23 protein-coding genes are annotated in these 26,924 nt (G+C 69.1%); 8 read left to right on the top strand and 15 right to left on the bottom strand.

Annotation, left to right across the window (positions count from 1 at the left end):
* Positions 1-21 precede the first annotated feature (21 nt).
* The 3 genes from P7A99_RS16585 to bioB form a co-directional block, all read right to left on the bottom strand.
* Positions 22-807 carry an alpha/beta hydrolase gene (locus P7A99_RS16585; RefSeq protein ID WP_277794882.1) on the bottom strand — a complete coding sequence of 262 codons (786 nt, stop codon included), beginning with the start codon at positions 805-807 and terminating at the stop codon, positions 22-24.
* A gap of 113 nt (positions 808-920) precedes the next feature.
* The gene (locus P7A99_RS16590) at positions 921-3,674 is read right to left on the bottom strand and encodes a M16 family metallopeptidase (protein WP_277794883.1); all 2,754 of its coding nucleotides are present in this window, start codon (positions 3,672-3,674) and stop codon (positions 921-923) included.
* A 384-nt stretch (positions 3,675-4,058) separates the two neighbouring features.
* The gene (gene bioB, locus P7A99_RS16595; RefSeq protein ID WP_277794884.1) at positions 4,059-5,084 is read right to left on the bottom strand and encodes a biotin synthase BioB; all 1,026 of its coding nucleotides are present in this window, start codon (positions 5,082-5,084) and stop codon (positions 4,059-4,061) included.
* A 107-nt stretch (positions 5,085-5,191) separates the two neighbouring features.
* Between bioB and P7A99_RS16600 the strand changes: the two genes are divergently transcribed.
* The gene (locus tag P7A99_RS16600) at positions 5,192-6,685 is read left to right on the top strand and encodes a CHAD domain-containing protein (RefSeq protein WP_277794885.1); all 1,494 of its coding nucleotides are present in this window, start codon (positions 5,192-5,194) and stop codon (positions 6,683-6,685) included.
* 3 nt (positions 6,686-6,688) lie between these two features.
* Here the strand turns inward: P7A99_RS16600 and P7A99_RS16605 are convergent, their stop codons facing one another.
* Positions 6,689-8,785, bottom strand: coding sequence for an AsmA family protein (locus P7A99_RS16605; RefSeq protein ID WP_277794886.1), 2,097 nt, complete (start codon positions 8,783-8,785; stop codon positions 6,689-6,691).
* Positions 8,786-9,124: 339 nt separating this feature from the next.
* On the opposite strand from P7A99_RS16605, the gene ahcY reads away from it, so the two are divergent.
* Both ahcY and P7A99_RS16620 read left to right on the top strand, forming a co-directional pair.
* Positions 9,125-10,516, top strand: a complete 1,392-nt coding sequence (gene ahcY / locus P7A99_RS16615; protein ID WP_277794888.1) for an adenosylhomocysteinase — start codon at positions 9,125-9,127, stop codon at positions 10,514-10,516.
* Between the two features lie 145 nt (positions 10,517-10,661).
* Entirely contained in the window at positions 10,662-11,510 is an 849-nt protein-coding gene (locus P7A99_RS16620) for a PfkB family carbohydrate kinase (RefSeq protein ID WP_277794889.1), read from the top strand.
* Between the two features lie 201 nt (positions 11,511-11,711).
* Here the strand turns inward: P7A99_RS16620 and P7A99_RS16625 are convergent, their stop codons facing one another.
* On the bottom strand, positions 11,712-12,623 hold the full coding sequence (locus P7A99_RS16625) for a 2-hydroxyacid dehydrogenase (protein ID WP_277794890.1): 912 nt from the start codon (positions 12,621-12,623) through the stop codon (positions 11,712-11,714).
* Between the two features lie 73 nt (positions 12,624-12,696).
* Here P7A99_RS16625 and P7A99_RS16630 point away from each other — a divergent pair, with 73 nt between their 5' ends.
* A complete protein-coding gene (locus P7A99_RS16630; protein ID WP_277794891.1) occupies positions 12,697-13,836 on the top strand; it encodes a serine hydrolase domain-containing protein in 1,140 nt (379 codons plus the stop codon).
* 124 nt (positions 13,837-13,960) lie between these two features.
* Here P7A99_RS16630 and P7A99_RS16635 read toward each other — a convergent pair whose 3' ends face one another.
* From P7A99_RS16635 to P7A99_RS16645, 3 genes are all read right to left on the bottom strand, one after another.
* The gene (locus P7A99_RS16635) at positions 13,961-14,290 is read right to left on the bottom strand and encodes a hypothetical protein (RefSeq protein ID WP_277794892.1); all 330 of its coding nucleotides are present in this window, start codon (positions 14,288-14,290) and stop codon (positions 13,961-13,963) included.
* Positions 14,291-14,402: 112 nt separating this feature from the next.
* A complete protein-coding gene (rarD, locus tag P7A99_RS16640; protein ID WP_277794893.1) occupies positions 14,403-15,320 on the bottom strand; it encodes an EamA family transporter RarD in 918 nt (305 codons plus the stop codon).
* Between the two features lie 150 nt (positions 15,321-15,470).
* Positions 15,471-16,499 (bottom strand): aspartate-semialdehyde dehydrogenase, encoded by a 1,029-nt coding sequence (locus P7A99_RS16645; protein ID WP_277794894.1) that lies wholly within the window; start codon positions 16,497-16,499, stop codon positions 15,471-15,473.
* Between the two features lie 373 nt (positions 16,500-16,872).
* On the opposite strand from P7A99_RS16645, the gene P7A99_RS16650 reads away from it, so the two are divergent.
* Positions 16,873-18,123, top strand: a complete 1,251-nt coding sequence (locus P7A99_RS16650; protein WP_277794895.1) for a UbiH/UbiF/VisC/COQ6 family ubiquinone biosynthesis hydroxylase — start codon at positions 16,873-16,875, stop codon at positions 18,121-18,123.
* Positions 18,124-18,292: 169 nt separating this feature from the next.
* Here the strand turns inward: P7A99_RS16650 and P7A99_RS16655 are convergent, their stop codons facing one another.
* Positions 18,293-18,499: a Trm112 family protein gene (locus P7A99_RS16655; protein ID WP_058348402.1), complete on the bottom strand. Its 207-nt coding sequence runs from the start codon at positions 18,497-18,499 to the stop codon at positions 18,293-18,295.
* Positions 18,500-18,607: 108 nt separating this feature from the next.
* On the opposite strand from P7A99_RS16655, the gene P7A99_RS16660 reads away from it, so the two are divergent.
* On the top strand, positions 18,608-19,012 hold the full coding sequence (locus tag P7A99_RS16660; protein ID WP_277794896.1) for a hypothetical protein: 405 nt from the start codon (positions 18,608-18,610) through the stop codon (positions 19,010-19,012).
* A gap of 43 nt (positions 19,013-19,055) precedes the next feature.
* Here the strand turns inward: P7A99_RS16660 and P7A99_RS16665 are convergent, their stop codons facing one another.
* Positions 19,056-19,712, bottom strand: a complete 657-nt coding sequence (locus P7A99_RS16665; RefSeq protein ID WP_277794897.1) for an LON peptidase substrate-binding domain-containing protein — start codon at positions 19,710-19,712, stop codon at positions 19,056-19,058.
* 78 nt (positions 19,713-19,790) lie between these two features.
* Positions 19,791-20,699 carry a thioredoxin gene (gene trxA, locus P7A99_RS16670; protein WP_277794898.1) on the bottom strand — a complete coding sequence of 303 codons (909 nt, stop codon included), beginning with the start codon at positions 20,697-20,699 and terminating at the stop codon, positions 19,791-19,793.
* A 150-nt stretch (positions 20,700-20,849) separates the two neighbouring features.
* Here trxA and P7A99_RS16675 point away from each other — a divergent pair, with 150 nt between their 5' ends.
* Positions 20,850-21,338 carry a hypothetical protein gene (locus P7A99_RS16675; protein ID WP_277794899.1) on the top strand — a complete coding sequence of 163 codons (489 nt, stop codon included), beginning with the start codon at positions 20,850-20,852 and terminating at the stop codon, positions 21,336-21,338.
* 182 nt (positions 21,339-21,520) lie between these two features.
* On the opposite strand, the gene P7A99_RS16680 is transcribed toward P7A99_RS16675, so the two are convergent.
* Both P7A99_RS16680 and P7A99_RS16685 read right to left on the bottom strand, forming a co-directional pair.
* Positions 21,521-22,027, bottom strand: a complete 507-nt coding sequence (locus P7A99_RS16680) for a prolyl-tRNA synthetase associated domain-containing protein (protein ID WP_277794962.1) — start codon at positions 22,025-22,027, stop codon at positions 21,521-21,523.
* 73 nt (positions 22,028-22,100) lie between these two features.
* Positions 22,101-22,790 carry an OmpA family protein gene (locus P7A99_RS16685; protein ID WP_277794963.1) on the bottom strand — a complete coding sequence of 230 codons (690 nt, stop codon included), beginning with the start codon at positions 22,788-22,790 and terminating at the stop codon, positions 22,101-22,103.
* A gap of 187 nt (positions 22,791-22,977) precedes the next feature.
* Between P7A99_RS16685 and P7A99_RS16690 the strand changes: the two genes are divergently transcribed.
* Positions 22,978-23,913, top strand: a complete 936-nt coding sequence (locus tag P7A99_RS16690) for an isopenicillin N synthase family dioxygenase (RefSeq protein ID WP_277794900.1) — start codon at positions 22,978-22,980, stop codon at positions 23,911-23,913.
* Positions 23,914-23,987: 74 nt separating this feature from the next.
* On the opposite strand, the gene P7A99_RS16695 is transcribed toward P7A99_RS16690, so the two are convergent.
* Positions 23,988-25,856: a pilus assembly protein gene (locus P7A99_RS16695; RefSeq protein WP_277794901.1), complete on the bottom strand. Its 1,869-nt coding sequence runs from the start codon at positions 25,854-25,856 to the stop codon at positions 23,988-23,990.
* Positions 25,857-25,930: 74 nt separating this feature from the next.
* Positions 25,931-26,830, bottom strand: a complete 900-nt coding sequence (locus tag P7A99_RS16700; protein WP_277794902.1) for a LysR family transcriptional regulator — start codon at positions 26,828-26,830, stop codon at positions 25,931-25,933.
* Positions 26,831-26,924 lie beyond the last annotated feature (94 nt).

Raw genomic sequence — 26,924 nt, forward strand, 5'->3', positions numbered from 1 at the left:
GGGGCGAGCGGAGCTTTCCCTCTACCCCACCTTCGCCGCCATCCACCGCGCCGCCAGTTCGGGCCACGAGCCGTGCGTGCCCGCCAGTTCGCGCAGGGCGAAGCCGTGCGGGGCCTGGCCGAAGACGTGGGCGTCCAGATCCAGCTTCAGGTCGCGGGCGGTCTTGATGAAGTTCAGCGCGTGCTCGACCGGCACCACCTCGTCCAGCAGCGCGTAGGCCAGGAACACCGGGCAGGCGGGCACGCCGTGCGGCTGCGCGGCGATACCGATCGGCCAGGCGTCGTAGAAGGCCTGCTTTTCCGCCGGCGGATAGTCGGGCTTGCCGGCCGGCGCCTTGTAGTCGCGGTGGTTGGCGTTGATCGGGGCGTAGGTGATCAGCACGCCGGCAAGGTCCGCAGCCTTCTGGCAGGCCAGGGTCCCGGCCAGATGGCCGCCCGACGACAGCCCCAGCACGAAGCGCGGCAAGTCGGTGGGGATCTTTTCCAGGGCCGAGAGGCCGTCGGTCAGGGCGATGTCGAAGGGCCAGACGCCTTCGGGGGCCGCGGCGCCCGGCAGGCGATGGGCCAGCACATAGGCGTCGTAGCCCTGATCGTTCAGCCACAGCGCCGCTTCGACGCCTTCACGGTCGTGCATCAGCCGCAGATAGCCGCCGCCAGCGCAGACCAGCACCCGGCCCTTGGGGGCCTCGACGCGGAAGGCGTGCAGTTCGGCGCGGGTGACCTGGCCGATCGTGCGGTCGGGCCAGACCCCCTCGATGACGTTGGCCGGGCCGTCGCTGAGGACGATGATCTCGGTCGGCTGCTGCACGGCGCGTCTCCTGGTCGGACTGTCTGGCGGCTTATCGCGGCGCCCGCCCCTATCCACAAATGAAAAGGGCGGCCCGTCAGGACCGCCCTTCGCATCAGTCGCTCCGATGGGTCCTACTGGACCGGCTTGCCGTCGGCGTCGATCACCTGGATATCGAGCTTCAGGGCCTTCAGCTTGGGTTCGATCACGGCGCGGTCGCCGACGATCACCCAGACCAGCTCGTTCGGCTTGATCACCTTCTTGGCGGCCGCCGTGGCGCTTTCGACGCTCACCGCCCGCACGTCGGCCGGATACTCGTCGAAATAGCTGTCGGGCAGGCCGTAATTGACCAGTTCGCCGATGGAGTCGGCCACGGCCTCGCCGGTTTCCCAGTTGCCGGGCATCGACAGGGTCAGGCTGTTCTGGGCCTTGGCCAGCTCGGCCGGGGTGACCGGGCGCGGGCCGATGATGTCGGTCAGCTCCTTGCGCGCCTCGGTGAACGACTCGGCGGTCTTGTCGGTCTGCACGGGCGCGCGGATCAGGAACAGGCGCGAGCCGCGGGCGTCGCGAACGCCCGAGAAGGCGCCGTAAGACCAGTGCTTGTCCTCGCGCAGGTTCATGTTCAGGCGCGAGACGAAGTCGCCGCCGAACAGGGTGTTGAACGCGTCGATCGCCGCCTGGTCGTTCGGGTCGCGCGGGGGCAGCAGGTTGCCGGCGGCGATCACCGACTGCTGGGCGCCGGGCTTGTCGATCAGATAGACGGCCGCCTTGCTCGGCAGGGCCTGGACCGGGGCCTTGGTCTTGGTCGGGGCGCCCGTCCAGCCGCCCAGCTGGGCTTCCAGCTTCGGCAGCAGGGTCTGCATGGTGGTGTCGCCGACCACCACCAGGGTCGCGCCCTTGGGCTGCAGCCAGGTGGTCTGGAAGCGCACGAGGTCGTCGCGGCTGATCGAGGCGACCGAGGCCTCGGTGGTCAGCTGGCCGTACGGCGAGCCGGCGCCATAGGTCAGCACCGGCAGGATGCGGCTCGACATGGCCTGCGGGTTCTGCTTGGCCTGCTGCACGCTGGCGATGGCCTGCTTCTTCAGGCGGTCGAGGTCCTCGGGCTTGAAGGCCGGGTTCTTCAGCACGTCGGCATAGATCGCGAGCGCCGGATCCAGGGTCGTGGTCAGGGTGTTGAGCGAGACCTGGGTGAAGTCCTGGCCGCTGCCTGAGCCGATGCCCGCGCCCAGCTGGGCCAGTTCGCGGCTGATGGTCAGGCCGTCACGGTTCTTGGTGCCCTCGGTCAGCATGCTGGTGGTGATGCTGGTCAGGCCCGCCTTGTCGCCGGCGCTGGCGGCGACGCCGGCGTCGAACAGCATGCCCATGCGGATCTGCGGGGTCTCGTGGCGCTCGGCCAGGATCACCTTGACGCCGTTCGACAGGGTGGCGCGCTCGAGCTTGACGAAGGCGGGAGCCTTGGTCGGACCGGCCTCGGGCATGGTCTTGCGGTCGGCGCCGGCCGTGGTCGTGTAGGTCGGGAACGGCGTCACCGTCAGGGTGAAGTCGCCGTCGGTCAGCCAGGCCTTGCCGGCCGCCTGCAACTGGGCCGCCGTGGCGGTGCGCACGCGCTCGAGGCTGGTCTTGTAGGCGTCGGGCGAGCCCAGGAACACCTGGCTCTCGGCCAGGATGTCGGACTTGCCGCCGAAGCCGCCGATCCGCTCGACCCCGCGCACGAAGTTCGACAGGGTCAGGGTGCGGACCTTGGCCACTTCCTCGGGCGTGGGGCCGTCGCGCAGCAGGCGCTGGAATTCCTCGTCGAAAGCCTTCTCGACCGCCGCCACGTCGCCGCCCGGCTTGACGGTCAGGGTGACGACGAACTGGCTGCCGATCTCGCTGTCGGAGACGCCGGCGCCGACATTGGTGGCGATCTGGTCGGTGTAGACCAGGCGCTGGTAAAGGCGCGAGGTCTTGTCCGAGACCAGCACGTCGCCCAGCAGGGCCAGGTAGTCGGACTCGGCCGTGCCGTACTGCGGGATGTTCCAGATCTTGTAGATGCGCGACTGCGGCACGCGGTCCTGCATCTCGGCGCGCTGGCTGCCCGTGCGCTTGGCCACCCAGGCCTTCTGGCGCATGACCGGCGGGCCCGAGGGAATGTCACCGAAGTACTTCTCGACCTTCGCCTTGGCCTCGGCCGGGGTGATGTCGCCAGCCAGCACCAGCACGGCGTTGGCCGGGCCATAGTATTTCTTGAACCAGTCCTTCACGTCGTCCAGCGAGGCGGCGTCCAGGTCTTCCATCTCGCCGATGACCGTGTGGCCGTAGGGGTGGTCGGCGTCGTAGGTGCTGGCGGTGACGACGTCCCAGACCTGGCCGTAGGGCTGGTTCTGGCCCTGGCGCTTCTCGTTCTGGACGACGCCGCGCTGCTCGTCGAGCTTGGCCTTGTCGATGGCGCCGACGAGGTGGCCCATGCGATCGCTCTCGAGCCACAGCACCTGGTCCAGGGCCGCGGTCGGCACGTTCTGGAAGTAGTTGGTGCGGTCTTCGTTCGTCGTGCCGTTCATGTCGGTGGCGCCGAGCTTCTCCAGCGCCTTGAACCAGTCGTCGTTGAAGTTCTCCGAGCCGTTGAACATCAGGTGTTCGAAGAGGTGCGCGAAGCCGGTGCGGCCCTTGGGCTCGTTCTTGGAGCCGACGTGGTACCAGACATTGACCGCCACGATCGGGGCCTTGTGGTCCTCGTGCACGATCACGGTCAGGCCGTTGGCCAGGGTGAACTTCGTATAGGGAATGTCGACGGCGGGCAGTTGGGCCAGCTGGCCGGTGACCTTGGCCGCCGGCTTGGGCGCGGCTTGCGCGAGCATTGGGTTGGCGAGGAGCAACGCCGCGACGGCGGCGGAGGCGAACAGCTTCATGAAGAGCCCCGAATAGGTTTTCGCATAACGCGAAGATGCCCCGCACCATAGGTTGCGGGGCATCCGGGACAAGCGAGCGCCGGGGCCGCCTTCATTAAATTTCGTCCAGAAAGGGCAAGAGCTTCGGGGCGCCTGGTCGCTCTCCCCTAACCGCTCTCGCAAACCTCACCGCCTCCCTCGCCCTTGTGGCGAGGGTCCATGCCGGCCGCTGCTCAGATCCGGACAGATTTCGAAAGGTCTGAACAGGCTGAACCCGGGATCCTCGCCACAAGGGCGAGGAAGGCGGAATTGGTGGACTTGGAGCCGGGGCTGACCTGCCGGCGGAGCCGAAAAACCCTGGGTCCCCGCTTTCGCGGGGATTTTACGGAAGAGGGGAGCGCAGGCCTACTCCGCCGGAACGGCTTCCGCGGCCACCTCGGCCTTCACCATGACCATCGGCTTGAGGTCCAGGTCGTGGAACAGGCGGCTGTCGTCGTCCATGTCGGGCAGCGGCGTGGTCAGGAGCTTGCCGCCGACGAAGATCGAGTTGGCGCCGGCCAGGAAGCACAGGGCCTGCAGCTCGCGGTTCATGCCCTCGCGGCCGGCCGACAGGCGGACCATGGCTTTCGGGCAGACGATGCGGGCGACCGCGATGGTGCGCACGAACTCGATGGAGTCGATGGCCTTCTCGCCTTCCGCCAGGATCTGGTCGCCCAGCGGCGTGCCGCTGATCGGCACCAGGCCGTTGATCGGCAGGCTGTCGGGGTGGGCGGGCAGGGTGGCCAGCTGGTGCAGCAGGCCGGCGCGGTCGCGGCGGGTCTCGCCCATGCCGACGATGCCGCCGCAGCAGGTGCTCATGCCCGCGTCGCGCACATAGGCCAGGGTGTCGAGGCGCTCCTGATAGGTGCGGGTCGTCACCACGTCCTTGTAGTAGTCGGGGCCGGTGTCGAGGTTGTGGTTGTAGTAGTCGAGACCGGCGTCCTTCAGCTGCTTGGCCTGCTCGGCGGTCAGCATGCCCAGGGTGGCGCATGTCTCCATGCCCAGCGCCTTCACCCCGCCGATCATCTCGGCCAGCTTGGGCAGATCGCGGTCCTTCAGCTCGCGCCAGGCCGCGCCCATGCAGAAGCGCTGGGCGCCGCCGTCGCGGGCGGCGCGGGCCTTGGCGATGACCACGGCCGGCTCCATCAGCTTCTCGGCCTTCAGGCCGGTCTTGAAGTGGGCGCTCTGGCTGCAATAGCCGCAGTTTTCGGCACAGCCGCCGGTCTTGACCGACAGCAGCTGCGACAGCTGCATCTCGGAGGGGTCGAACCAGGCGCGGTGCACGCGCGCGGCTTCGAACGCCAGCTCCATGAACGGCAGGGCGAACAGCGCCTCGACTTCCTGAAGGGTCCAGTCGTGGCGGGGCTGTGCGGAGATATTGATCGGCGTCATGGCGGGCAGGTTTGAACTTGGGCGATCCGAATGGCAAGACGGCCCGCGCATCCGCGCGTTGTTGCGTTGCGGAAGTCAAACGCCTGCAAGGTGGTTATAGTCGGATCATGGATCGCGAAATCGAACTGAAGTTCCTGATCGCCCCGGAGGCTTCCGACGCGATCCTGGCCCGGCTGGGCGCGGATGGCGCGGTGCGCCGGCTCGACGCCACCTATTACGACACCGCCGACCACGCGCTGCGCCGGGCGGGCTTCGGCCTGCGGGTGCGCGACGGCGACGGCGGCCGCAAGCAGACCCTGAAATCGGCCTCGGCCGGCGGCGTCTTCGCCCGCGGCGAGTGGGAGGCGCCCGTCTCGGGCCCCGGTCCCGACCGAGACCTGCTGGACCAGACCCCGGCTGGCCGCATCGTCAACGGCGACGTCCTGGCCCCGGTGTTCGCCGCCAAGGTCGAGCGCACCCTGCGCCTCGTCGAGCACGCCGGGGCGGTGATCGAGGCCGCGCTCGATCGCGGCGAGCTTCAGGCTGGAACCGACCGCGCCGCGGTCAATGAGCTGGAGCTGGAGCTGAAGACCGGAGAGCCGGCCGCCCTGTTCGACCTGGCGCGCGACCTGATGGCCCATGCGCCGCTGCGCCTGTCGCTCGTCAGCAAGGCCGAGCGCGGCTATGCCCTGGCCCTGGGCGAAGCGCCCGGCGCCCGCCGCGAAGCCGCCGTCCTGACTCGCGACATGACCGCCGCCGAGGCCTTCCAGGCCCTGGGCAACACCGCGCTGGGCCGTCTGTGCGTCGCGGCCGAGGCTCTGGTCGAGTTGCCGGGACCCGAGGCGGTGCACGATCTACGCGTCGCCGCTCGCCGGCTGCGCGCCCTGTTCAAGCTCTTCCGTCCCGTCACCGGCAAGCTGGCGGCGGCGCCCGCCTCGGACGCGGTGAAGGCCCTGGCCGACGCCCTGGGCCCGGCCCGCGACCTGGACGTCTACATCGCCGGCGCCTGGCGTCCCGCCGTCGAGGCCGATCCGCAGCCGGTCGAAGGCCTCGCCGCTCTGGGCAAGGCGCTGGTCGACGCCCAGCAGGTCGCCTACGCCCGCGCCCTGGAGGCCGCCGCGCCCGAGCGCTTCGGTCCGCTGGCGCTCGATATCGCCGCCTGGCTGGAGGCCGGCGACTGGCTGTCCGATCCCGAGCGGGTCGAGGATCGGGGGGCGCCGGCCAGGGCCTTCGCCGCCGGCCGGCTGAAAAAGCTGTCCCGGGATGTCCTGGCGCGGGGCAAGCATCTGGACGGGCTGGACGCCGACCAGCGTCACCGCCTGCGCATCCGCGGCAAAGGTCTGCGCTACGCCATCGACGCCCTGGCCCCGCTGTTTCCGGATCATCTCAAGCGGCTGGAGCGGTGGTCGGCCGCCACGCGCGATCTGCAGGACGTCCTGGGCGGCCTCAACGACCAGGCCCACGGCGCGGCCCTGGCCCGCCAGGCGGCCCTGGCCGACGGCGATCCCCAGGCGGCCTATGCGGCCGGCGCCCTGTCGGCCGCACCCGAGACGACCGACAGGCTGATGGCCGAGGCCAGGGCGGCCCTGGCCGAGCTCAAGGATCTCAAGCCCTTCTGGTGAAGGCTACTCGCCCTTCTTCGGCTTGGCCTGGGTCGTCTGGGTGGTGCGCACCGCCACGCCGTCGCCGCGGGCGGAGGCGACCAGGCCGGCGCAGTCGGCGTCCTTCTCCAGCCCGGGGGTGACGAACGGCAGGATCGCCGCCAGGGGGCTTAGCAGCGAGCCCAGCGCCGCAGCCACCCCGCCCTGGGCGATGGCGCCGCCGGGCTGGAGGTCGATGTCCGGCTTGCCCAGCGGCCCCTTGATCTCGATCGGGATGAACAGCCGCACCAGGCGCGGCTTCTTGCTGTCGCCCTCGATGCGCAGGTCCAGGCGCTCGGTCTTCAGGTTGATCGTGCCCTCGCCCTTGGCCAGGACCACGCCGGTGTCGGCGATGATCTTGTCGGTGCGCATGACGCCGTCCTTCACGTCGAAGCTGGCCACGGCGCAGCGCAGGCTGGTTTCCTTCGTATCCTTCGACAGCAGCATCAGCAGGCCCTTGGAGGCGTTGACGCCCAAGAGCTCGGCGAAGGCCTGGCGCACCTGGCCCTTGGGCGCGACCAGGGTCACCGTGCCGTTCGACGAGGCGGCGGCGCGGTGCACCGAGTTACCGACGCCGCGCAGCTTGGCCCGGGCCACGATGCCGCCTTCTATGGCCGGCTTGCCCGCGGTCTTCAGCGGGATGAAGTCCTCCAGCTTGGCGTTGGTCAGGCGCAGATCAAGGTCGGTGACGGGCGTGTTCGGCCGGGCGTCCAGCTTCACGCGGCCGGCCAGGTCGCCACGCGAGAAGGTGAAGGCGATCGGGTTCATGTCGAGCACGCCCTTGTCCAGCGTCAGGTCGAGGCGAACCTTCTGCAAGGGCAGGTTAGGGGCGTTCACCGCCAGGGCGCGGTAGGTGACCTTGGCGTCCATGGCCCGCACGCGATCGGTCTGCAGGGTGGCGTCGGGCAGCAGGCGTCCGGTGGCCTCGCGCTGGCCGGCCTCGACCTTCTGGCCGGCCGAGGCGGTCTCACCGCGACCCGTGGCCGGGGCGGCGCCGACCAGGCTGCCCAGGTCGTCGAAGTCGAGGCGCTTCGAACGGAGGTCGGCCTCGAGGTAGGGCCGCTCGCGGTCGACCAGCACAAAGAGGTCGCCGTTGACGTCGCTGTCGCCGATGCGGCCCGAGAACTTCTCGAAGTCGAACCGGCCGCCCTTGCGCACCAGGTGGCCGCTGATCCGGTAGGGCGGGGTGTTGGGCAGGGTCAGGCCGGTCAGGCCGTAGAGCCGGTTGAGGTCGCTGCCGGCCACCGTCAGGTTGCTTTCGAACCGGCCCAGGTCGAACGGCTTGGTGATCGAGCCCTCGGCCAGGATCCGGGTCGGACCGGCGCTGACCCGGGCGTCGAACGGGTAGGGCCGGTTGGGCGAGATGTTCAGCAGGGGTCCGCCGGTCACCCGCGCCAGGAACGGCGAGCGGTTGTACTGGCCCTTGCCCTCCAGCACGAAGCGGCCCTTGCCGTCGCCGCTGGCGTGTTCGTTGGAGCTGACCGTGCCGACGAACAGCACGTCGCGGCCCTTGTCCTCGACCCGCAGCGCGCCCTCGTTGATCACGAAGTGCTGGATGGCCGGCAGCTTCAGCGGCTTGGTGCGCTTCTTGTTCGGGTCGCCGAAGGTCCAGTTGGCGCGGCCCGAGGCCTCACGCAGCAGGCGCACGTCGGGGCGGTCGACCGCCAGCAGCGGCAGGATGACGTCGCCCTTCAGCAGCGGCAGCAGCTTGATCTGCACCGCCACGCGGTCGGCGCGGGCCATGTGGCCGGCCTGGGGACCGGTCTTGGGCGCCCAGTCGGGCTGGCCGACGAACAGGCCGTAGGCCTCGGCCTTGGGCGAGAACGACCAGGGGTGGACGCGCAGGTCGCCCTCAATGCGCACCTCGCGCTTCAGTTGGGCCGAGGCGAAGCGGCCGACGGGGCCGCGCAGCATGTTCCAGTCGAACCAGACGAAGAAGGCGACGATCGCCGCCAGGATCAGCAGGGCGCCGCCGATGCCCCAGCGGGCCGATCGCGGCAGGGCGCGCCAGCGGCTCCCGGGCTTGCGCCCGGGGCTGGTCGGCGGCGGCGGTGTCGAAACGGAACCTTCCGGCATCCGCATACAACGCGCGGCGAACGGCGTTCCGTTCCCTGCCGGGCCTATGAGGCCGGTTTCAGTAGACCAGTTTCAGGCTGCCGATCACGGCGGCGACGATCACGAAGGCCACGATGGCCACGACTTCGTAGGCCTTGAAGAAAGGCCGGCTCGGCGAACGCATGTTGAAAATCCCCCACATCCCACATTGGCACTAGAGCCGCTGCGGACCGCAAGGGTCACGCCAGTTCTCCCGTCGCGGGTATTCGCGCCCTTCGCGGACATAAGGAAATCTTTATGTCAGTTTGCCAGTGTCGCCGCCGCGCGCTATAGAGCGCACAAGACACCCCCATCAGGAGCCGAAACGTGGCTGACTACATCGTCAAGGACATCTCGCTCGCCGACTTCGGCCGCAAGGAACTCGCGATCGCCGAGACCGAAATGCCGGGCCTGATGGCCACGCGCGCCGAGTACGGCCCGCAGCAGATCCTGAAGGGCGCCCGCATCGCCGGCAGCCTGCACATGACCATCCAGACCGGCGTTCTGATCGAGACCCTGACGGCTCTCGGCGCCGAAGTCCGCTGGGCCTCGTGCAACATCTTCTCGACCCAGGACCACGCCGCCGCCGCCATCGCCGCCGCCGGCATCCCGGTCTTCGCCTTCAAGGGTGAGAACCTGGTCGAGTACTGGGAATACGCCCACAAGATCTTCGAGTGGCACGACGGCGGCTACCCGAACCTGATCCTCGACGACGGCGGCGACGCCACCCTGCTGTGCGTGCTCGGCCCGAAGGCCGAAAAGGATCCGTCGATCCTGAACAACCCGCAGAACGAAGAAGAAGAAGCGCTCTACACCGTCATGAAGCGCTACCTGGCCGAAAAGCCGGGCTTCTACTCGGCCATCCGCGACGCCATCGGCGGCGTGTCGGAAGAAACCACCACGGGCGTGCACCGTCTGTACCAGATGGCTCAGAAGGGCGACCTGCCGTTCCCGGCCATCAACGTCAACGACAGCGTCACCAAGTCGAAGTTCGACAACCTGTACGGCTGCCGTGAATCGCTGGTCGACGCCATCCGTCGCGGCACCGACGTCATGCTGTCGGGCAAGGTCGCGGTGGTCTGCGGCTACGGCGACGTGGGCAAGGGCTCGGCCGCTTCGCTCCGTCAGGGCGGCGCCCGCGTGATCGTCACCGAAATCGACCCGATCTGCGCCCTGCAGGCGGCGATGGAAGGCTACGAAGTCCAGACGCTGGACGACGTCGCCGGCAAGGCCGACATCTACGTGACGGCGACCGGCAACAAGGACGTCATCACCGTCGACCACATGCGGCAGATGAAGAACAACGCCATCGTCTGCAACATCGGCCACTTCGACTCGGAAATTCAGGTCGCCGGCCTGAAGAACTTCAAGTGGGACGAGATCAAGCCGCAGGTCCACCACGTGGAATTCCCGGACGGCAAGAAGATCATCCTGCTGTCGGAAGGCCGCCTGGTGAACCTGGGCAACGCCACGGGCCACCCCTCGTTCGTGATGTCGGCCTCGTTCACCAACCAGACCCTGGCCCAGATCGAACTGTGGACCAACAAGGCCGCGTACAAGAACGAGGTCTACACCCTGCCCAAGCACCTCGACGAGAAGGTCGCCTTCCTCCACCTGGAGAAGCTGGGCGCCAAGCTCTCGACGCTGAGCAAGGACCAGGCCGACTACATCGGCGTGCCGGAAGCCGGCCCGTTCAAGCCGGACCACTACCGCTACTAAGCGATCCGCCGACAGGCGTTTCACGGGAAAGCCCGCTCTTCGGAGCGGGCTTTTTTGTTGCTGAGGCGGCAGCGAGACGGCGGCCTCGGTTTTGCCGTCGTGACGCCCTGTTCAAGTTCCGCAGGCTCGGCTAATCGCTTTGCCCATGCCGCTCGCGCTTCTCATTTCCAGCCATGTCGCCGGCAGCCAGGTCGGCGCCACCGCCCAGGCCGCGGCCCTGACCCAGTTCCGCATCGACACCATGGTCGTGCCGACCGTGCTGTTCGGCCGCCATCCCGGCTGGGGCGTTCCCGGCGGCGCGCCGGTGCCGATCGAGGTGGTCGAGGGCATGCTCGACGGGCTGGAGGCCAACGGCCTGTTCGGCCTGACCGACATCGTCATCACCGGCTATTTCGCCAGCGCCGCCCAGGTGCGCGCAGCCGCCCGGGCCATCGACGCCGTGCGGGCCGCCCCGCGCGACGGGTCCTCGGGCCGCAAGCCGACCATCATCGTCGATCCGACCATGGGCGACGCCGGCAAGGGCCTCTACGTGCCGGCCGAGGTCGCCGACGCCATCGCCGCCGACCTGATCCCGCGCGCCGACTTCGTCGCCCCCAACGCCTGGGAACTGCAACGCCTGACCGGGGCCGAGGTGCGCGATCCGGCCGGGGCCGTGCGCGCCGCCCGCCTGCTGAACAAGCCGGTGATCGTCTCGTCGGTGCAGCGCGGCGGCGAGATCGGCGTCGTCTATGCCGACCGCAAGGAGGGCTGGCTGGCCGCCCACGCCAAGGCCGAGCGCTCGCCCAGCGGCACCGGCGACCTGCTGACCGCCCTGTTCGCCGCCTCGATCCTGGAAGGCCAGACCCTGTCCTACGGCCTGGCCCGCGCCGTCGGCGGCGTCGCCGAAACCGTCACCGCCGCCAACATCTGGAACGCGCCGGAGCTGCCGATCGTGGCCATGGCCGCTCGCATCAAGCAGACCTCGCCGACCGTGCGGATCGAGCGGCTGGCTTAGGGGCGGTCCTTGCTCCCATTTGGCAGGGCGCGAAATCGCAAAAAGATCGCCTCCCTCGCCCTTGTGGCGAGGGCCCATGCCGGCGGCGGCTCAGACCTTGTCCCATGCTGCAAAGGTCTGAGCCGCTGAACGATGGATCCTGGGCACAAGGCCCAGGAAGGCGATTTTTGGAGTGAAGTGGAAGGGGAGGGAAGCGGCCGGTCAGCCCGCGAAATGCCGCTCCAAATTCTCCAGCACCAGCGCCGCCATCGCCGCGCGGGCTTCTTCCGTGGCGCTGCCCCGGTGCGGTTGCAGCACGACGTTGTCCATCGCCAGCAACGCCGCCGGCACGTTCGGCTCGTCCTCGAACACGTCCAGGCCCGCGCCGGCGATCGTCCCGTCGGCCAGGGCCGCGACCAGGGCCGCCTCGTCGACCACCGAGCCGCGCGCCACATTGATCAGCAGGCCGTCCGGGCCCAGCGCCGCCAGCACGTCCGCGTCGACCAGCGGGCCGGCGTCGCCCGGTGTGACCAGGAACAACACGTCGACCGCCCGCGCGAGTTCCAGCGGGCTGGCGTGGTAGGCGTAGGGGACGCCCTCGACCGGCCGGCGGCTGTGATAGGCGATGCTCGACGCGAACGGCTTGGCCATGTCGGCGATCGTCTTGCCGATCTGGCCCAGGCCCAGGATCCCGACGGTGCGCCCGGTCGCCCGCCGCGCCAGGGGCAGGCGCTCGGCCTTGGGCCAACGGCCTTCGCGCACGTAGCGGTCGGCGGTGACCATCCGGCGCGACAGCGACAGCCACAACCCGATGGCCAACTCGGCGACGTCCTGGGTCAGCACGCCCGGCGTCGTGGTCACGGTCACGCCCCTTGCCGCGGCGACGTCGAGGTCGACCTTGTCGAGGCCGACGCCGTGCACGGCCACGATCTCCAAGGCCGGCAGGCGCTCCCATAGCTCGGTCGGCACGCCCAGGTCGCCGCCGGTGACCACGGCCCGCACCCTGCCCGCGACCTCGTCGATCAGGGCGTCCGGATCGGCGGCGCGATAGGGGCGGTGGACCGTGTAGGCCGCCTCCAGCCCGGCTTCGAGCTGCGGGGACAGGGCCTTGAGCTGCAGGACGTCGGGCTTCATCGGCGGGCTCCGGTTACGCGTTACACTGTCCTTCGGATGACAAACCCCGGCCCGGCGGGCTAGACGAAACTTCATGAGCCTCGACATCACCGGCGTTTGCCCCGCCCCGTTCGCCCAGGTCTACGAAGCCTTCGAGGCCAATTTCGACCCCGCCTCGCCGGGCGGTGGCGAGCTTGGCGCGCGCTTCACCCTGGCCGTCGACGGCGAGGTCGTGGTCGACCTGATGGCCGGCTATGCGGACCGCAAGCATCAGGTCGCCTTCGGGCCCGACACCCTGACCCCGCTGTTCTCGACCACCAAGGCGATCGCCGCCCTTCTGGTCGCGCGCCTGGTGGACCAGGGCAAGCTGACCTATGACCAGACCGTCGCCTCGGTCTGGCCGGAGTTCGCCCAGGCCGGCAAGCAGGACGTCACGGTCGGACAGGTTATGTCGCACCAGGACGGCCTGTCGGGTTTCCTCGACGAGGTCGATCCGGCCATCTGGTTCGACTGGCAGGCGACGACCGCCAAGCTCGCCGCCATGGCCCCGCTGTGGCCGATCGGCTCGGCCAGCGGCTATCACCCGGTGACCTTCGGCTTCACGGCCGGCGAGATCTTCCGCCGGGTCGACGGCCGCACCATGGGGACGGCCCTGCGCGAGGACCTGGCCCAGCCGCTGGAGCTGGACATCTGGATCGGCCTGCCCGACAGCGAGCATGCGCGCTGCGCCGACCTGATGCGCCCGACCGCCTTCCCGAAGTTCGGCGAGATCAACGACGCGGTGAAGGCCGCCTTCATGACCAAGTGGGCCGCGCCCGGCGGCCGCGGCACCGGCGAATGGCGCCGGGCCGAGATCCCCTCGGCCAACGGCCACGCCACCGCCCATTCCCTGGCCCGCCTGATGGGCGCCCTGGCCAGCGGCGGCACGCTGGACGGCGTGAAGATCCTGTCGCCCGAGACGATGGAAAAGGCCCGCGCCGAGCGCATCGCCGGCCAGGATCTCGTCCTGCCCTACCAGATCAGCTGGGGCGCGGGCTTCATGCGCAACACGCCCAACTTCTTCTATGGCCCCACGGCCGACGCCTTCGGCCATTCGGGCTGGGGCGGCTCCTGCGCCTTCGCCGATCCGAAGACCGGGGTCTCGGGCTCCTACGTGATGAACCGCCAGGGCAACGAACTGATCGGCGATCCGCGCGCGGTCAGCCTGATCAAGGCGGCCTACGCGAGCCTCTGACATACTCACCGATCTTCCCCGCGAAGGCGGGGATCCAAGCGGCTTGTCCGGATGGGTCTGGAACGAGCCGCTAGCTCGGCTTGGGCCCCCGCCTTCGCGGGGGTGAGCGGATGAAGGGGCGGCCTTAAAGCCCCAGCCGCCCGCGCAGGCGCTCGGCCACCGCGCCCAGGGTGATGGTCGACAGCGCCTCCTGCACCGGCAGCGGCACGCCGTCCGGGGCGGCCTGCACCAGCTTGCTGGTGAAGTCGGTGATGGCGGTGATGTGCTGGGCCAGATGATCGACCGTGTGCAGTTCCTGCATCACGGCCAGGCGCGATTCCGGCGGGGTGTTCTCGAGGATCTTGCCCAGGGCGCTGTCCAGGTGGCCGCAGGCCTCGGCGGCCAGCGACATCTCGACCGACAGGGCCTCGAGCACGGCGGCCAGATCGGGCGTGGTGATGGTTTCCGCGGACATGGTTTCCCCCAGCATTAAGTCTGTCGGCATACCTGACGCAGAGCGTCTTGCCGCCGGCTTAAGGGCCGGCGGCGGTGCGACAAATTGACCAACGCTTTTCGCCGCCTACGGTTCAGCTCGCGGCGGCGGCGATCCGCGTGCGCTTCCAGGCGCCGTAGGCGAAGGCGGCGACGCCCAGCCAGATGAACACGAACGACAGCGCCCGCAGCGGCGTGAAGGCTTCTCCGAGGAACACGCCCAGCAGGAACTGCAGCGTCGGGGCGATGAACTGCAGGAAGCCCATGGCGCTCAGCGGCAGGCGGCGGGCCGACCAGGCGAACAGGGCCAGCGGCACGACGGTGGCCGGGCCGGCGGCCAGCAGCAGGATCGCGGTGCGAGCGTCCTGGGCGAAGTGGCCGGCCCCGGTCGATTGCAGATGCCAGACATAGAGCAGGCCGGGAATGGCCAGATAGGCGCACTCGATGAACAGGCCCGTCTGGGCGTCGGCCTTCACCTGCTTCTTGAGGATGGCGTAGATGCAGAAGCTCAAGGCCAGGCCCAGCGACACCAGCGGCAGGTGGCCGAGCGCGATGGTCTGGATGGCCACGCCCACGGCCGCAAGTCCGATGGCGACCTTGCCCTCGGTGCTCATCCGCTCGCGGAACAGCAGGGCGCCGGCCGCCATGTTCATCAGGGGGTTGATGTAGTAGCCGAGGCTGGCCTCGATCACCCGGCCGGCGTTCACCGCCAGCACATAGATCGTCCAATTGCCGAAGATCGCCAGGGTCGACAGCAGCAGTATGCCCAGCGTCTTGGGCTGGCGCAGCACCTGCGCCACCTGGCCGCCCTGCCTGGCCAGCAGGACGAGGCCGCCGGCCCAGATCACCGACCACAGAGTCCGGTGGGCGATCATCTCGAACGAGGTGACGCCCATGATCGACAGGGTATGGAAATAGAGGGGCAGAAAGCCCCAGAGCAGATAGCAGCCGACGCCGGCAAGATAGGCCGAACGCGCGTCGTTGTTCGCACTGCCGATGGTACTGGGAGGCATGGACCGCACCTTTCGCGGAGGGATCTGACAGATAAGGATCCCGGCGTCCGCCCACATCTTGCGGGCCCGCGTCGCTGAAGGGTGCGAAGTATCGCCGAAAGGCGGTCCCGTCGTCCCTCCGCTGGCGGAAGGACGACGGGGGAAGTCGTCTTAGGCCAGGGTCTTCTGCTTGATCAGGCCCTTGTCGTGCAGCAGCTGGGCGATCTGCACGGCGTTCAGGGCCGCGCCTTTGCGCAGGTTGTCTGCGACGCACCAAAGCGCGATGCCGTGCTCGACGGTCGGGTCCTTGCGGATGCGCGACACATAGACCGGGAACTCGCCCTGGCTTTCCTTCGGCGTGATGTAGCCGCCGTTCTCGCGCTTATCGACCACCACGATCCCTTCGGCGTCGCGCAGGATCTCGCGGGCGTCGTCCTCGTCCAGCGGGCCGGTGAACTCGATGTTGACCGACTCCGAGTGGCCCACCATCACCGGCACGCGCACGCAGGTGGCGACCAGCTGGATGGCCGGATCCAGGATCTTCTGGGTCTCGACGGTCATCTTCCACTCTTCCTTGGTGAAGCCGTCGTCCATGAAGACGTCGATGTGGGGGATGACGTTGAAGGCGATCTGCTTGGTGAACTTCTTGGGCTCAGGCGCGCCCAGGACGAAGACGCCCTTGGTCTGGTCCCACAGCTCGTCCATGCCTTCCTTGCCAGCGCCGGAAACCGACTGGTAGGTCGACACCACCACGCGCTTGATCGGCACTTCGTCGTGCAGCGGCTTCAGCGCCACCACCAGCTGGGCGGTCGAGCAGTTGGGGTTGGCGATGATGTTCTTGGGGATGACGTTGACGGCGTCCGGGTTCACTTCCGGCACCACCAGCGGCACGTCCGGGTCCATCCGGAAGTGGCTGGAATTGTCGATCACGATCGGACCGGCCGCGCCGATCTTCTCGCCCCAGGCGGCCGAGATCGAGCCGCCGGCGCTCATCAGCACGATGTCGACCTTCGAGAAGTCGAACTGCTCGAGGTCTTCGCACTTGATGATCTGGCTGCCGAACGAGACCTCGGTGCCGATGGATTTGCGCGAGGCGATGGCGTGCATCTTCTCCACGGGGAATTTCACTTCCTCGAGGATGTTGAACATCTCGCGGCCCACGTTGCCCGTGGCGCCGACCACGGCGACCCGGTAACCCATCGCAGTCTCCAATCTTTCAGCCCCGACAAGGGGAATTGCGCCGTCCCGTTACGCCTCGTAACGCGGGTAGGCAAGGGCATGGTTTTGCAAACGCGGCGGCTTATGGCCGCGTTTGTGGGAATAATCTTGCCCTGCGAGTGCGAGGAGGTGCTTGGCGCCCATCAAATCGCCCGTCATTCCCGCCCTTGTGGCGGGAACCCCTGGTTCAGCTGCCACGTGAGACGCCAGCGGATCGCTGGCGATCCGCCCCACCCGCTCTTGCGGCCGATAGAGGGGTTCCCGCCACAAGGGCGGGAATGACGGGAGGAGATGGGGACCCCGGGACGCTTCGTCCAACTGGACAGCGAGCCCGCGCCGGGCGCATACCCACGCCATGCGCAAGCACGACGCCGACGTCATCATCGCCGGGGCCGGCATGGCCGGAACCACCCTGGCGCTCGCCCTCGCTTCCGGCGGCGTCAGGCCGCTGCTGGTCGACCCGCAGCCCTTCGACGCCCAGCTGGCGCCGACCTTCGACGGCCGCTGTTCGGCCATCGCCTACTCGTCGTTCCGCCAATGGCGGGCGATCGGCGCGGGCGAGGCCCTGGCGCCCCACGCCCAGCGCATCGAGCAGATCCTGGTCACCGACGGCAAGGCGCCGGGCGCGGCCTCGGGCAAGCCGTCGCCCTTCTTCCTGCGCTTCGACAGCGGCGAGATCGCCGACCGCTCGGAAGGCGAGCCCCTGGGCTACCTGATCGAGAACCGCCAGATCCGCGCGGCCCTGTCGAAGACCGCGCTGGACAAGGGGCTGGAGGTCATCGCCCCGGCCGGCGCGACGGGGCTGGAGGTCGACGCCTCGGGCGCGCGGGTCACGCTCACCGACGGCCGGGTGCTGAGCGCGCCGCTGGCGGTCAGCGCCGAGGGCCGCAACTCGGCCCTGCGCAAGGCCGCCGGCATCGGCGACATCGGTTGGGGCTACGGCCAGAGCGGCGTCGTCGCCACCGTGAAGATGCAGCACCCGCACGAGGGCGTGGCGCACGAATACTTCCTGCCCAGCGGCCCGTTCGCCATCCTGCCGCTGACCGACAACCGCGCCAGCCTGGTCTGGACCGAGAGCACCGCGCGCGGCGAGGCCCTGCGCCACGCCAGCCCCGAAGCCTTCCACGCCCACCTGATGCGCCGGTTCGGCGATTTCCTGGGGCAAGTCGAGATGGCCGGGCCGGTGTTCGTCTATCCGCTGTCGCTGTCGCTGGCCGAGCGCCTGGTCGCGCCACGTCTGGCCTTGATCGGCGACGCCGCCCACGGCGTGCACCCGATCGCGGGGCAGGGCCTGAATCTCGGCCTCAAGGACGCCGCGGCCCTGGCCGAGGTGGTGGTCGAGGCGATCCGCAACGGCGAGGACATCGGCGCCGAGGCGACGCTGGAGCGCTACGCCCGCTGGCGGCGGTTCGACAACGTCACCAACGCCCTGGCCTTCGACGGCTTCGTGCGATTGTTCTCGAACGACAATCCGCTGCTGCGCGTGGCGCGGGGCGTCGGCATGGCGGCGGTCAACCGGATCGCACCGGCGCGCCGGTTCTTCATGCACGAGGCCGGCGGCGGGGTGGGGGATCTGCCGAAGCTGCTGCGCGGGGCGTCGCTGTAGGCCTTACGTGGTCCTCGTCCTTCGACAGGCTCAGGATGAGGACCAGTTCAGGCGCGGCGCCTTACCGAAAACCTCATCCTGAGCTTGTCGAAGCATGCCCTTGGGCGGGCCGCGCTAGTGGCGCGACCCGAGGGGATAAGGTTTTCGCGGAGCCGAGGGAGGAGGGATCCTACTCCCCGTCCGCCAGGCTGCGGGCTTCTTCAGGCAGCATGATCGGCACGCCGTCGCGGATCGGGTAGGCCAGCTTGGCCGTGTGGCTGACGAGCTCGCCGCGGGCGCGGTCGTAGAACAGCGGCGCGCGGGTCACCGGGCAGACCAGCACCTCCAGCAGGCGCGGATCGACGTCGACGGGCGGGGGCGGAGGAGCGGCGGTCATGGCGCTGTTCTAGAGCCGGCCGATCGATTGGGAAAGCCCCGCCGCCGGAACCTCTCGCGCGGGCTCGCGGTTGTCGCAGAAGCGATAACAACGATCTCGGATAGCGACATGACCGTCATCGAACGGACCTTCCTGGCCGCCGCCGTGGCCACCAGCACCCTGACCCTGGCCGCTTGCGGCTCGATGGGCGGCGGCATGGGCGGCGAAAGCGCCTACAGCCCGCGCCTTTCGACCCAGGCCAGCGACGAGAAGGCCTTCGCCAGCACCTTCGTCTCGTGCCGCGACGAGGTGCGGGCGGGCAAGACCAGCGGCTTCAAGGTGCATCCGGCCAGCGCCACGGCCCGCGACCTGCAACCGGGCCCCACCGGCCTGGTGCTCAAGGTTCCGTACGACAAGGCCAAGGGCTCCAAGGGCGTGCGCGCGGCGCTGGACGAGCGGCACAAGGCCGCCATGGGGCAGTGCCTGTCCGAAAACGGCTACCAGGTGGCCGCCTGGGATGCAGTGAAGCCGTAAGCGACGCGCCTGCGGCCGTGCGCCCTTCGAGGCTCGGCTGCGCCTACTGCACCGAAGGCGGTTCGTCGTCGTCCTGGGCGGCGTCGATCTCCAGCAGCGCCACCAGGGTGCTGCGGCGGTCGGCGAGGGTGCGGGCCTCGAGCAGGGCCTGCTTCTCCAGCGGATCGAACGGCAGGGCCATGGCCAGGCTGTTGATCAGGGCGTCGGACGGCGCGGCCTGGGCTTCGTTCCAGTCGATGGCCAGGCCCCGATGGTCGAGATAGCGGCGCAGGGCGTTGAGCAGCGGGGCTGCGTCGCCGACCGCCTCCTGCTGGTCTTCGCGCAGGTCGAGGTCGAAGGGCGCGAAGTCGGCCCGAACCTGGCGATAGGGCGTGCGCGCCGGCAGTTCCTCGCCCAGCCGGAACCGCGCCACGCCCGTCAGGGTGATCAGATAGCGGCCGTCGCTGGTCTCGGCGAAGCTGGTCACCCGTCCGGCGCAGCCGATCGGGGCCAGGGCCGGCCGCGTGACGTCGCCGCCCGGCCGGGTCTGGACCATGCCGATCATCCGCTCGCCCGACATGGCGTCGTCGAGCATGTTGAGATAGCGCGGCTCGAAGATGTTCAGCGGCAGCTGGCCGCCGGGAAGCAACAGCGCCCCGTCCAATGGGAAGACGGGGATCACCAGCGGCAGGTCGAGGGTCTTCCGGTATACGCCCGGCATGGCGGCCTCCTTGACTGGGTGTTCTGAACGCTTGTCCCGGCGAACGGGTCCTTCAAGTCCTAGCTGAGCAGGCCATTCCTAGCTGAAAAGGATCGACGACAGGCGCTTGCGGCCCTGCTTGGCTGTTTCCGAGGTCGGGCCGGCGGCCTCGAACACGGTCAGCAGCTGCTTGCGGGCGGCGTCGTCGTTCCAGGTCCGGTCGCGCTGGATGATGGTCAGCAGGTGGTCGCAGGCCGCGTCCAGCTGGCCCGCGCCCGCCAGGGCCTTGGCCAGCTCCAGCCGGGCCTCGTGGTCGTCGGGGTTGGCGGCCAGGCGCTGTTCGAAGGCGGCGGTCTCGGACGGGGCGGCTTCGGCGAGCTTGAGGGCGGCGCGCACGCTTTCCAGGTCCGGGTCCTTGGCGTTGGCCGGCGCCATGTCGGCGATCTCGGCCGCGCGCTCCAGGTCGCCGCCGGCCAGGTAGACGCGGGCCAGGCCGCCCAGCGCCTTGATGTTGTCGGGCTCCATCTGCAGCACCTGGGCGAAGGCCTGGGCCGCGCCGCCCAGGTCCTCGACGTCCAGGCTCTCCTTGGCCATGGCCAGCAGCTCGTCCACCGCGCCGGCCGCGGGCGGGCCCGAAATGCGGTCGATGAACTGCTGGATCTGGCTTTCGGGCAGGGCGCCCTGGAAGCCGTCCACCGGCTGGCCGTCGACGAAGGCGTAGACGGTGGGGATCGACTGCACGCGCAGCTGGCCGGCGAAGCCCGGGTTCTTGTCGACGTCGATCTTGACCAGCTTGACCGCGCCCTTGGCGGCGGTGACCACCTTTTCCAGCGCCGGGGTCAGCTGGCGGCAGGGGCCGCACCATGTGGCCCAGAAGTCGACGATGACCGGCTGGGTCTTCGAGGCCTCGATGACGTCGGCCATGAAGCTGGCGTCCGTGCCGTCCTTGATGTGCTCGCTTTTGCCGCCGGCCGGGATGGGCGCGGGCTTTTCACCGATCAGGGACATGACTGCTTCTTCTCTCGTGCGCGGACGCTCAGCGCCGCAAGATGGTCCTTGGCGAGCCGGTTCGCAATCGGGGGCTGCGCCTTCTTGCTGTGAAGGCGTTTGGCGGCGATGGTGCGCGCCGCCCGTTCGGGGCGTTCCGCCAGGACCCACATGATCCATCGTTTCGTATCGCGCGTGCTGGCGGGCCTGTCCCTGGCGACGACGCTGGGCCTCGGCGGCGCGGCCCAGGCGGCCCAGCCGGCAGCCCCGGCGGCGGTCAAGTCGGCGACGCCCAAGCCGATGGCGTGCGAGCCGCTGTACGCCTTCGTCGCCTCGACACCGCCCGGCGACAGCCACGAGGCGGTGTTCTTCTGGCCGGCCGACGAGACGGCCGACACGCCCTACATGTACGCGGTCCTGGCCGGTTCGCCGTCGACGCCCGACGAGGCGCGCACCGTGCTGTGGGAGGGCTACGCCCAGGCCACCCACAATGTCGAGCTGGAGAAGATGGCCAAGATCCTGGCCGACTGCCTGGCGGCGCCGGCCGGCCGCAAGCTGACGGCGCTGCGCCCGGCGACGGTGGATCTCGACTGCACGGGCGAACCCACCGTGCGCGCCCGCGGGGCCTGCCTGCGGTTCCGGGTCGGTCCCCAGCGTTAGGCGGGGTCGATACTCAACGCCTGGGACGATTTTCAACCGTGCATCCCCGCGCAGGCGGGGATCCAAGCCGCGGCTGGGGATGATCCACAGCCGAGCCGCATCTTGAAAGTCAGCTTGGGTCCCCGCCTTCGCGGGGATTTGGCGGTTTGGAACGTGGCGACCTTGTACCGGCCGATCTGGCGCTAGCCGACGACGGCCATCGCCTCGAAATCGACGATCATCGGCTCGACGCCCAGGGCGGCCAGGAACCGGCGGAAGCCCGCCTGGCTGACGGCGGTGGTGGCGTCGTTCTTCAGCGGGTGGAAGTTGACCGGATCGGCCTCGCTCAGCGCCTTGTCGAGCACGAAGCGGATCTTGCGGTCCTGGTCGTTGATCAGGCCGAAGGCGGTGACCGAGCCGGGGGTGACGCCCAGCGTCTCGACCATCATCGCCTCGGGGCCGAATGACAGCCGGCCCGAGCCGATCACGTGATGCAGCTTCTTCAGGTCGATCGTCGTCTCGCCCAGCGCCGAGATCAGCCACAGCTGGCCCTTGGCGTCCTTGAGGAACAGGTTCTTGGTGTGGCCGCCGGGCAGGGCCTTCTTGATCTCCAGCCCCTCCTCGACGCGGAACACCGGCGGGTGGTCGAGGGTGGCGTGGTCGACGTCGTGGGCGTCGAAGAAGGCGATGAGATCGGCGCGGGTCTTCATGGCCCCTGTAAAGCGAAGGGCGAGGCGGCTGGTCAAGCCGCCCCGCTCTTCTGAAGGCGATATCTCGCGCCGCTTATTGGGTCAGCGGGCGCAGGATGATCTCGACCCGGCGGTTCTGGGCGCGGCCCTCGGCGGTGTCGTTGGAGGCGATCGGCTGGCGCTCGCCCTGGCCGGCCACGAACACGCGGTCGGGCAGCACGCGGCCGGGGCCGGTCAGATAGCCCGCCACCGAGCCGGCGCGGCGCTCCGACAGGGCCTGGTTGTAGTCGTCCGGACCGCTGCTGTCGGCGTGGCCGACCACGTCGATGGTGGTCTGCGGATAGGCGTTCAGGGTGCGGGCCACGTCGTCGAGCACGCGGGTGAACTGCGGCTGCACGTCCGACTTGTCGATCGCGAAGGTCACGTCGCTGGGCATGACCAGAACGATCTGGTCGCCGTTGCGGCGGATCATCACGCCCGAACCTTCCAGGCTGCGGCGGAAGTCGGCCTGCTGGCGGTCCATGTAGTTGCCGACCGCGCCGCCGGCCAGGGCCCCGATGCCCGCGCCGATCAGCGCGTTCTTGCGGCCCTGCTCGCCCTTGTTGGTGTTGGTCAGATAGCCCAGCAGGGCGCCGCCGGCCGCGCCGGCCAGGGCGCCGGTGCCGGTGTTGTTGCGCACCGGCATGCCGGTATAGGGGTCGGTGGTGGTGCAGGCCGTCATCGCGCCGGCGCCGAGCAGCAGGGCGCCGAAGGCGGCGGCGTGGAACGCGGTCTTCTTGTTCATCATGGCCGGGATCCTGTCGTTGTTCGTGCCGAGGTTTAGCTCAAGCCGGGCAAACGCGCCCGTTTATAGTCAAGTTCCGACAAACCGGATGAGCGGGGCATGAACGGCCTTCGTTCCGCCGCCTGTTGGGTGTAGTAAGGCCCGTCTTACTAATCGCGCCCATTTTTCTCACCTTCGAAGGCCAACCGTGTCCGCATCCGCCATCGAGCCCATCTCGTTCACTCTCTACAGCAAAGACTTCCCGCGCTTCGCCCAGGAGCTGGGCGCCTCGTTCGAGCGCTATGGCTTTGCTGTGCTGTCGGAGTACGACCTGCCGCAGGACCGTATCGACGCGGCCATTTCCGACACCAAGGCCTTCTTCGCCCTGCCGGTGGACACCAAGAAGCAGTACGCCGGCGTCAAGGGCGGCGCGCGCGGCTACATCCCGTTCGGCGTCGAGACCGCCAAGGGCGCCACGCACTACGACCTGAAGGAATTCTGGCACATGGGCCGCGACCTGCCGCCCGGCCACCGCTTCCGCGCCACCATGGCCGACAACGTCTGGCCGGCCGAGATCCCGGCCTTCAAGCATGACGTCAGCTGGCTGTACAACGCGCTCGACAGCATGGGCGGCAAGGTGCTGGAGGCGATCGCCACCTACCTGAAGCTCGACCGCGAGTTCTTCAAGCCGACCGTCGAGAACGGCAACTCGGTGCTACGCCTGCTGCACTATCCGCCGATCCCGCAGGACGCCACCGGCGTGCGCGCCGGCGCCCACGGCGACATCAACACCATCACGCTTCTGCTCGGCGCCGAGGAGGGCGGCCTCGAGCTGCTCGACCGCAACGGCGAGTGGCTGCCGATCAACCCGCCCCCGGGCTGCATCGTCATCAACATCGGCGACATGCTCGAGCGCCTGACCAACCACGTCCTGCCCTCGACCATCCACCGCGTGCAGAACCCGCCGCCCGAGCGCCGCCACCTGCCGCGCTACTCGACGCCGTTCTTCCTGCACTTCGCGTCGGACTACGAGATCAAGACCCTGCCCAACTGCGTCACCGCGGAGAACCCGGACCGCTATCCGGAGTCGATCACCGCCGACGAGTTCCTCCAGCAGCGTCTGCGCGAGATCAAGCTGGCCTGATCCGGCGAGCCTGAAACGACAAAGGCCCCGTCCTCGCGGACGGGGCCTTTTTTCATGCCTGCGCGGCCTTGCGCCTACTTGGCGATCCGCAAGGCCGAGATTTCCTGGGCGATCGACTTGAAGGCGGTCTTCAGCTCGCCGCCGGTGGCCGGGAAATAGGCCTGGCTGGTCTTGGTGGCGCAGGTGGTCAGCATCGACTTGGCGGTGGAGTCGACGTCGAAGCCGACGGTGTAGACGACCACGTTCTTGGCCTTGATCTTGGTGCACAGCTCCTTGGCCTGCGCGGTGGCGTCGCCGTTGGTGGCGTTGCAGTTGATGTGGTCGCTGGCCGAGCCCGAGCCGGAGCCCGCGTTGGCGGCGATCACGCCCTTGCAGTAGGGGGTGTTGAAGGCGCCGTCGGTCATCATCACGACGATCTTCATCGTTTCGGCCGTGCCGTAGGCGGCCGGCTTCTGGCTGGCGCTGGGCCACAGATAGGCGAAGTTCGGCGAGACCATGTACCAGCCCCAGGCCAGGCCGATCTGGCCGGCGGTCGAGCCGCCGTCTTCCAGCGCGGCGATCTGCTTCTTCAGCAGCGTGCGGTCGGCGGTCAGGGGGGTGATCTTGGCGTCGGGGCAGGGGTTGGACGAGGCCGGGTAGTTGCGGCCGACCAGGGCCGTGGACGGGGCGTCGTCGGTATAGGCGTAGGTCCCGGTGCGCTCGGTGGCGCAGGTGCTGAGCGACAGCGACTTGGCGCTGTTGTTGGCGTTGGTGAAGTTCAGGATGGCGCAGCTGATGTCGCTGCGCGAGGTGCTCTGGCACGAGGCCGTCCCGTTGGCGCCGGCCGTGGTGCTGGCGTAGCTCGTGGCGGCGGTGGGCGACAGGTTGGTGGTCAGGGCCTGGCCCGTGACGGCGGTGATGGTGGGCTGGGCGCTGTTCAGCGCCGTCAGGCCGGTGATCCCGGTCAGCTTCAGCTGGTCGCCGCTCTGGAAGACGTGGGTCGTCTGGGTGTTGAAGACGAAGGTGCAGCCGGTGTTCAGGCACTTGTAGACCGAGCCGTTCGAACCGGAATTGATCGTGGTTCCCGACTGGTTGACGCCCGTGAACCTGGTGCTGGACGCCACGGAGCTGACCCGCAGGACCTTGCCGTTCATCGAGCTCTGGCTGGAGCCGAAGACCATGGCGTAGTCGTTGACCGCCAGGCCGTGAGCGCCCGAGGTGGTGACGGTGGACGAGGTTCCCCCGCCGGTGAAGCTTGACACGCCGGTGCTGACGCCGGTGTTCCACGCCGCCGAGGTCAGGGGCGAGGTCGGGATCGCCCCGCGAACGGCGTCGGCATAGGTGTCGACATTGACGCCCATCGAATAGGGCACGATGGCGACCTTGGAATAGTAGGGCGTCTGGATGTCCTGCACGACGATGTCGACCAGGTCGTTGGCGGCGGTCCGCAGGTCGGTGATCCGGGTGCCGGACATCGAGCCGGTGATGTCGAGGACGAGAGCGATTTCCAGGTTGTTGGCGGCGCGCACGACCACCGACTGGGCGCCGATAGTCAGCTTGTCCTTGCCGATCATGCCCAGGATGATCGCGTCGATGGTGACGCTGGCGGTGCCCGTCACCTGCTTGCCGTTGGTCGAGCCGACGAAGCTGGAGCTGGTGACCGACTTGCCCAGTTCCGCGGCCAGGGCGGCCCCGCCCAGGCTGGTCAGGGTCTCGGTGTCGGTGGCGGTCGAGCGTGCGGCGATCAGGGTGGCCGCGTCGAGGGAGTCCTGCAGGCGCCGGCGCTCGATGCTCATGCGGCTGAGGTCGAAGAAGCCGAACACCAGCAGGCACAGCGGGATCAGGGCCAGCGCCACCCACACGGCTATGGCGCCGCGGCGGTCGGATCGGAAGCCGCCCAGGCGCTTTGCGGCGCGGGCGAGCGCCCCGCCCGGACGGGCGGTGGTGCGGCGGCGGACGATCATCGGCGGTGGCCCCTCGTTCTTTCGTCGCCCAGCATGGCAGGGGACGGTGAACAGGCGGCAAACGATCCGGAAATTCAGGTTTCTGGCCGTCGCGCCCGGATGAAGTCGATGAAGGCCCGCAGCGGCGCGGGCATGTGGCGGCGGCTGGGATAGTAGAGGAAGGGGCCTTCGAAGGGCGGGTTCCAGTCCTCCAGGATCGGCACGAGACGGCCGGCGGCCACCGACGGCGCAAGGAATCCCTCGAAGCTGGCGATGACGCCCAGGCCCTCCTCGGCGGCCCGCAGCTCCAGTTCCAGCGACGAGCTGATTAGCGGCCCGTCGGGAGCGATGCGCACGATCTCGCCGTCCTTCTCGAACTCCATGACGATGATCGCGCCACTGGAAAACCGGTGCCGGATGCAGGGCAGCGACAACAGGTCGCGCGGATGGCGGGGCGTTCCGTGCCGCGCCAGGAAGTCCGGCGAGGCGGCGGCCTGGTAGCGCTGCGGACCCGACAGCGGCACGGCGATCATGTCCTTCTCCAGCCGCTCGCCGTAGCGCACGCCGGCGTCGGCTCCCGCCGCCAGCACGTCGACGAAATTGTCCTCGGCGGTGATCTCCAGGGTGATCCCCGGATTGGCCTTCAGGAACGGGCCGACGATGTCGGGCAGGACGAGGCGCGCCACCACGATCGGCACGTTCAGCTTCAGGGTTCCGGTCGGGCTGTCGCGGAACTGGTTGACCGCATCCAGCGCCCCGGCCACGTCGGCGAGGGCCGGGGCCAGGCGTTCGAGCAGCCGCTCGCCGGCCTCGGTGGGGGTGACGCTGCGGGTGGTGCGGTTGAGCAGCCGCACGCCCAGCGCCGTCTCCAGCCGCCGCACCGCCTCGCTCAGCGACGAGGGCGACACGCCGCGTCCCACCGCCGCGCCGCGAAAGCTCCGCGTACGGGCGACGGCGGCGAAGGCGTCGAGATCGGCGAGGTCGGGGCTGGCCATTGTGCGAAATTCCGAACGGCCCGTGCGCCGCTGGTCGGATTATCGCACAGGTCGCGCGAGGTCATAGTCGGCTTGTCCAACACCCGCGGCGCTC

Origin of the sequence: Caulobacter endophyticus, assembly GCF_029543245.1 — a bacterium.
GTDB lineage: Bacteria > Pseudomonadota > Alphaproteobacteria > Caulobacterales > Caulobacteraceae > Caulobacter > Caulobacter endophyticus_A.

Excerpts from the sequence above, each read along its gene's own strand:
- P7A99_RS16605 (WP_277794886.1), bottom strand. The coding sequence starts at position 8,785 with ATGCGGATGCCGGAAGGTTCCGTTTCGACACCGCCGCCGCCGACCAGC.
- P7A99_RS16675 (WP_277794899.1), top strand. The coding sequence starts at position 20,850 with ATGATCCATCGTTTCGTATCGCGCGTGCTGGCGGGCCTGTCCCTGGCG.
- P7A99_RS16600 (WP_277794885.1), top strand. The coding sequence starts at position 5,192 with ATGGATCGCGAAATCGAACTGAAGTTCCTGATCGCCCCGGAGGCTTCC.
- P7A99_RS16680 (WP_277794962.1), bottom strand. The coding sequence starts at position 22,027 with ATGAAGACCCGCGCCGATCTCATCGCCTTCTTCGACGCCCACGACGTC.
- P7A99_RS16665 (WP_277794897.1), bottom strand. The coding sequence starts at position 19,712 with ATGCCGGGCGTATACCGGAAGACCCTCGACCTGCCGCTGGTGATCCCC.
- P7A99_RS16645 (WP_277794894.1), bottom strand. The coding sequence starts at position 16,499 with ATGGGTTACCGGGTCGCCGTGGTCGGCGCCACGGGCAACGTGGGCCGC.
- P7A99_RS16635 (WP_277794892.1), bottom strand. The coding sequence starts at position 14,290 with ATGTCCGCGGAAACCATCACCACGCCCGATCTGGCCGCCGTGCTCGAG.
- P7A99_RS16625 (WP_277794890.1), bottom strand. The coding sequence starts at position 12,623 with ATGAAGCCCGACGTCCTGCAGCTCAAGGCCCTGTCCCCGCAGCTCGAA.
- rarD (WP_277794893.1), bottom strand. The coding sequence starts at position 15,320 with ATGCCTCCCAGTACCATCGGCAGTGCGAACAACGACGCGCGTTCGGCC.
- P7A99_RS16695 (WP_277794901.1), bottom strand. The coding sequence starts at position 25,856 with ATGATCGTCCGCCGCCGCACCACCGCCCGTCCGGGCGGGGCGCTCGCC.
- trxA (WP_277794898.1), bottom strand. The coding sequence starts at position 20,699 with ATGTCCCTGATCGGTGAAAAGCCCGCGCCCATCCCGGCCGGCGGCAAA.
- P7A99_RS16660 (WP_277794896.1), top strand. The coding sequence starts at position 18,608 with ATGACCGTCATCGAACGGACCTTCCTGGCCGCCGCCGTGGCCACCAGC.
- P7A99_RS16650 (WP_277794895.1), top strand. The coding sequence starts at position 16,873 with ATGCGCAAGCACGACGCCGACGTCATCATCGCCGGGGCCGGCATGGCC.
- bioB (WP_277794884.1), bottom strand. The coding sequence starts at position 5,084 with ATGACGCCGATCAATATCTCCGCACAGCCCCGCCACGACTGGACCCTT.
- P7A99_RS16700 (WP_277794902.1), bottom strand. The coding sequence starts at position 26,830 with ATGGCCAGCCCCGACCTCGCCGATCTCGACGCCTTCGCCGCCGTCGCC.
- P7A99_RS16655 (WP_058348402.1), bottom strand. The coding sequence starts at position 18,499 with ATGACCGCCGCTCCTCCGCCCCCGCCCGTCGACGTCGATCCGCGCCTG.
- P7A99_RS16685 (WP_277794963.1), bottom strand. The coding sequence starts at position 22,790 with ATGAACAAGAAGACCGCGTTCCACGCCGCCGCCTTCGGCGCCCTGCTG.
- P7A99_RS16590 (WP_277794883.1), bottom strand. The coding sequence starts at position 3,674 with ATGAAGCTGTTCGCCTCCGCCGCCGTCGCGGCGTTGCTCCTCGCCAAC.
- P7A99_RS16620 (WP_277794889.1), top strand. The coding sequence starts at position 10,662 with ATGCCGCTCGCGCTTCTCATTTCCAGCCATGTCGCCGGCAGCCAGGTC.
- P7A99_RS16630 (WP_277794891.1), top strand. The coding sequence starts at position 12,697 with ATGAGCCTCGACATCACCGGCGTTTGCCCCGCCCCGTTCGCCCAGGTC.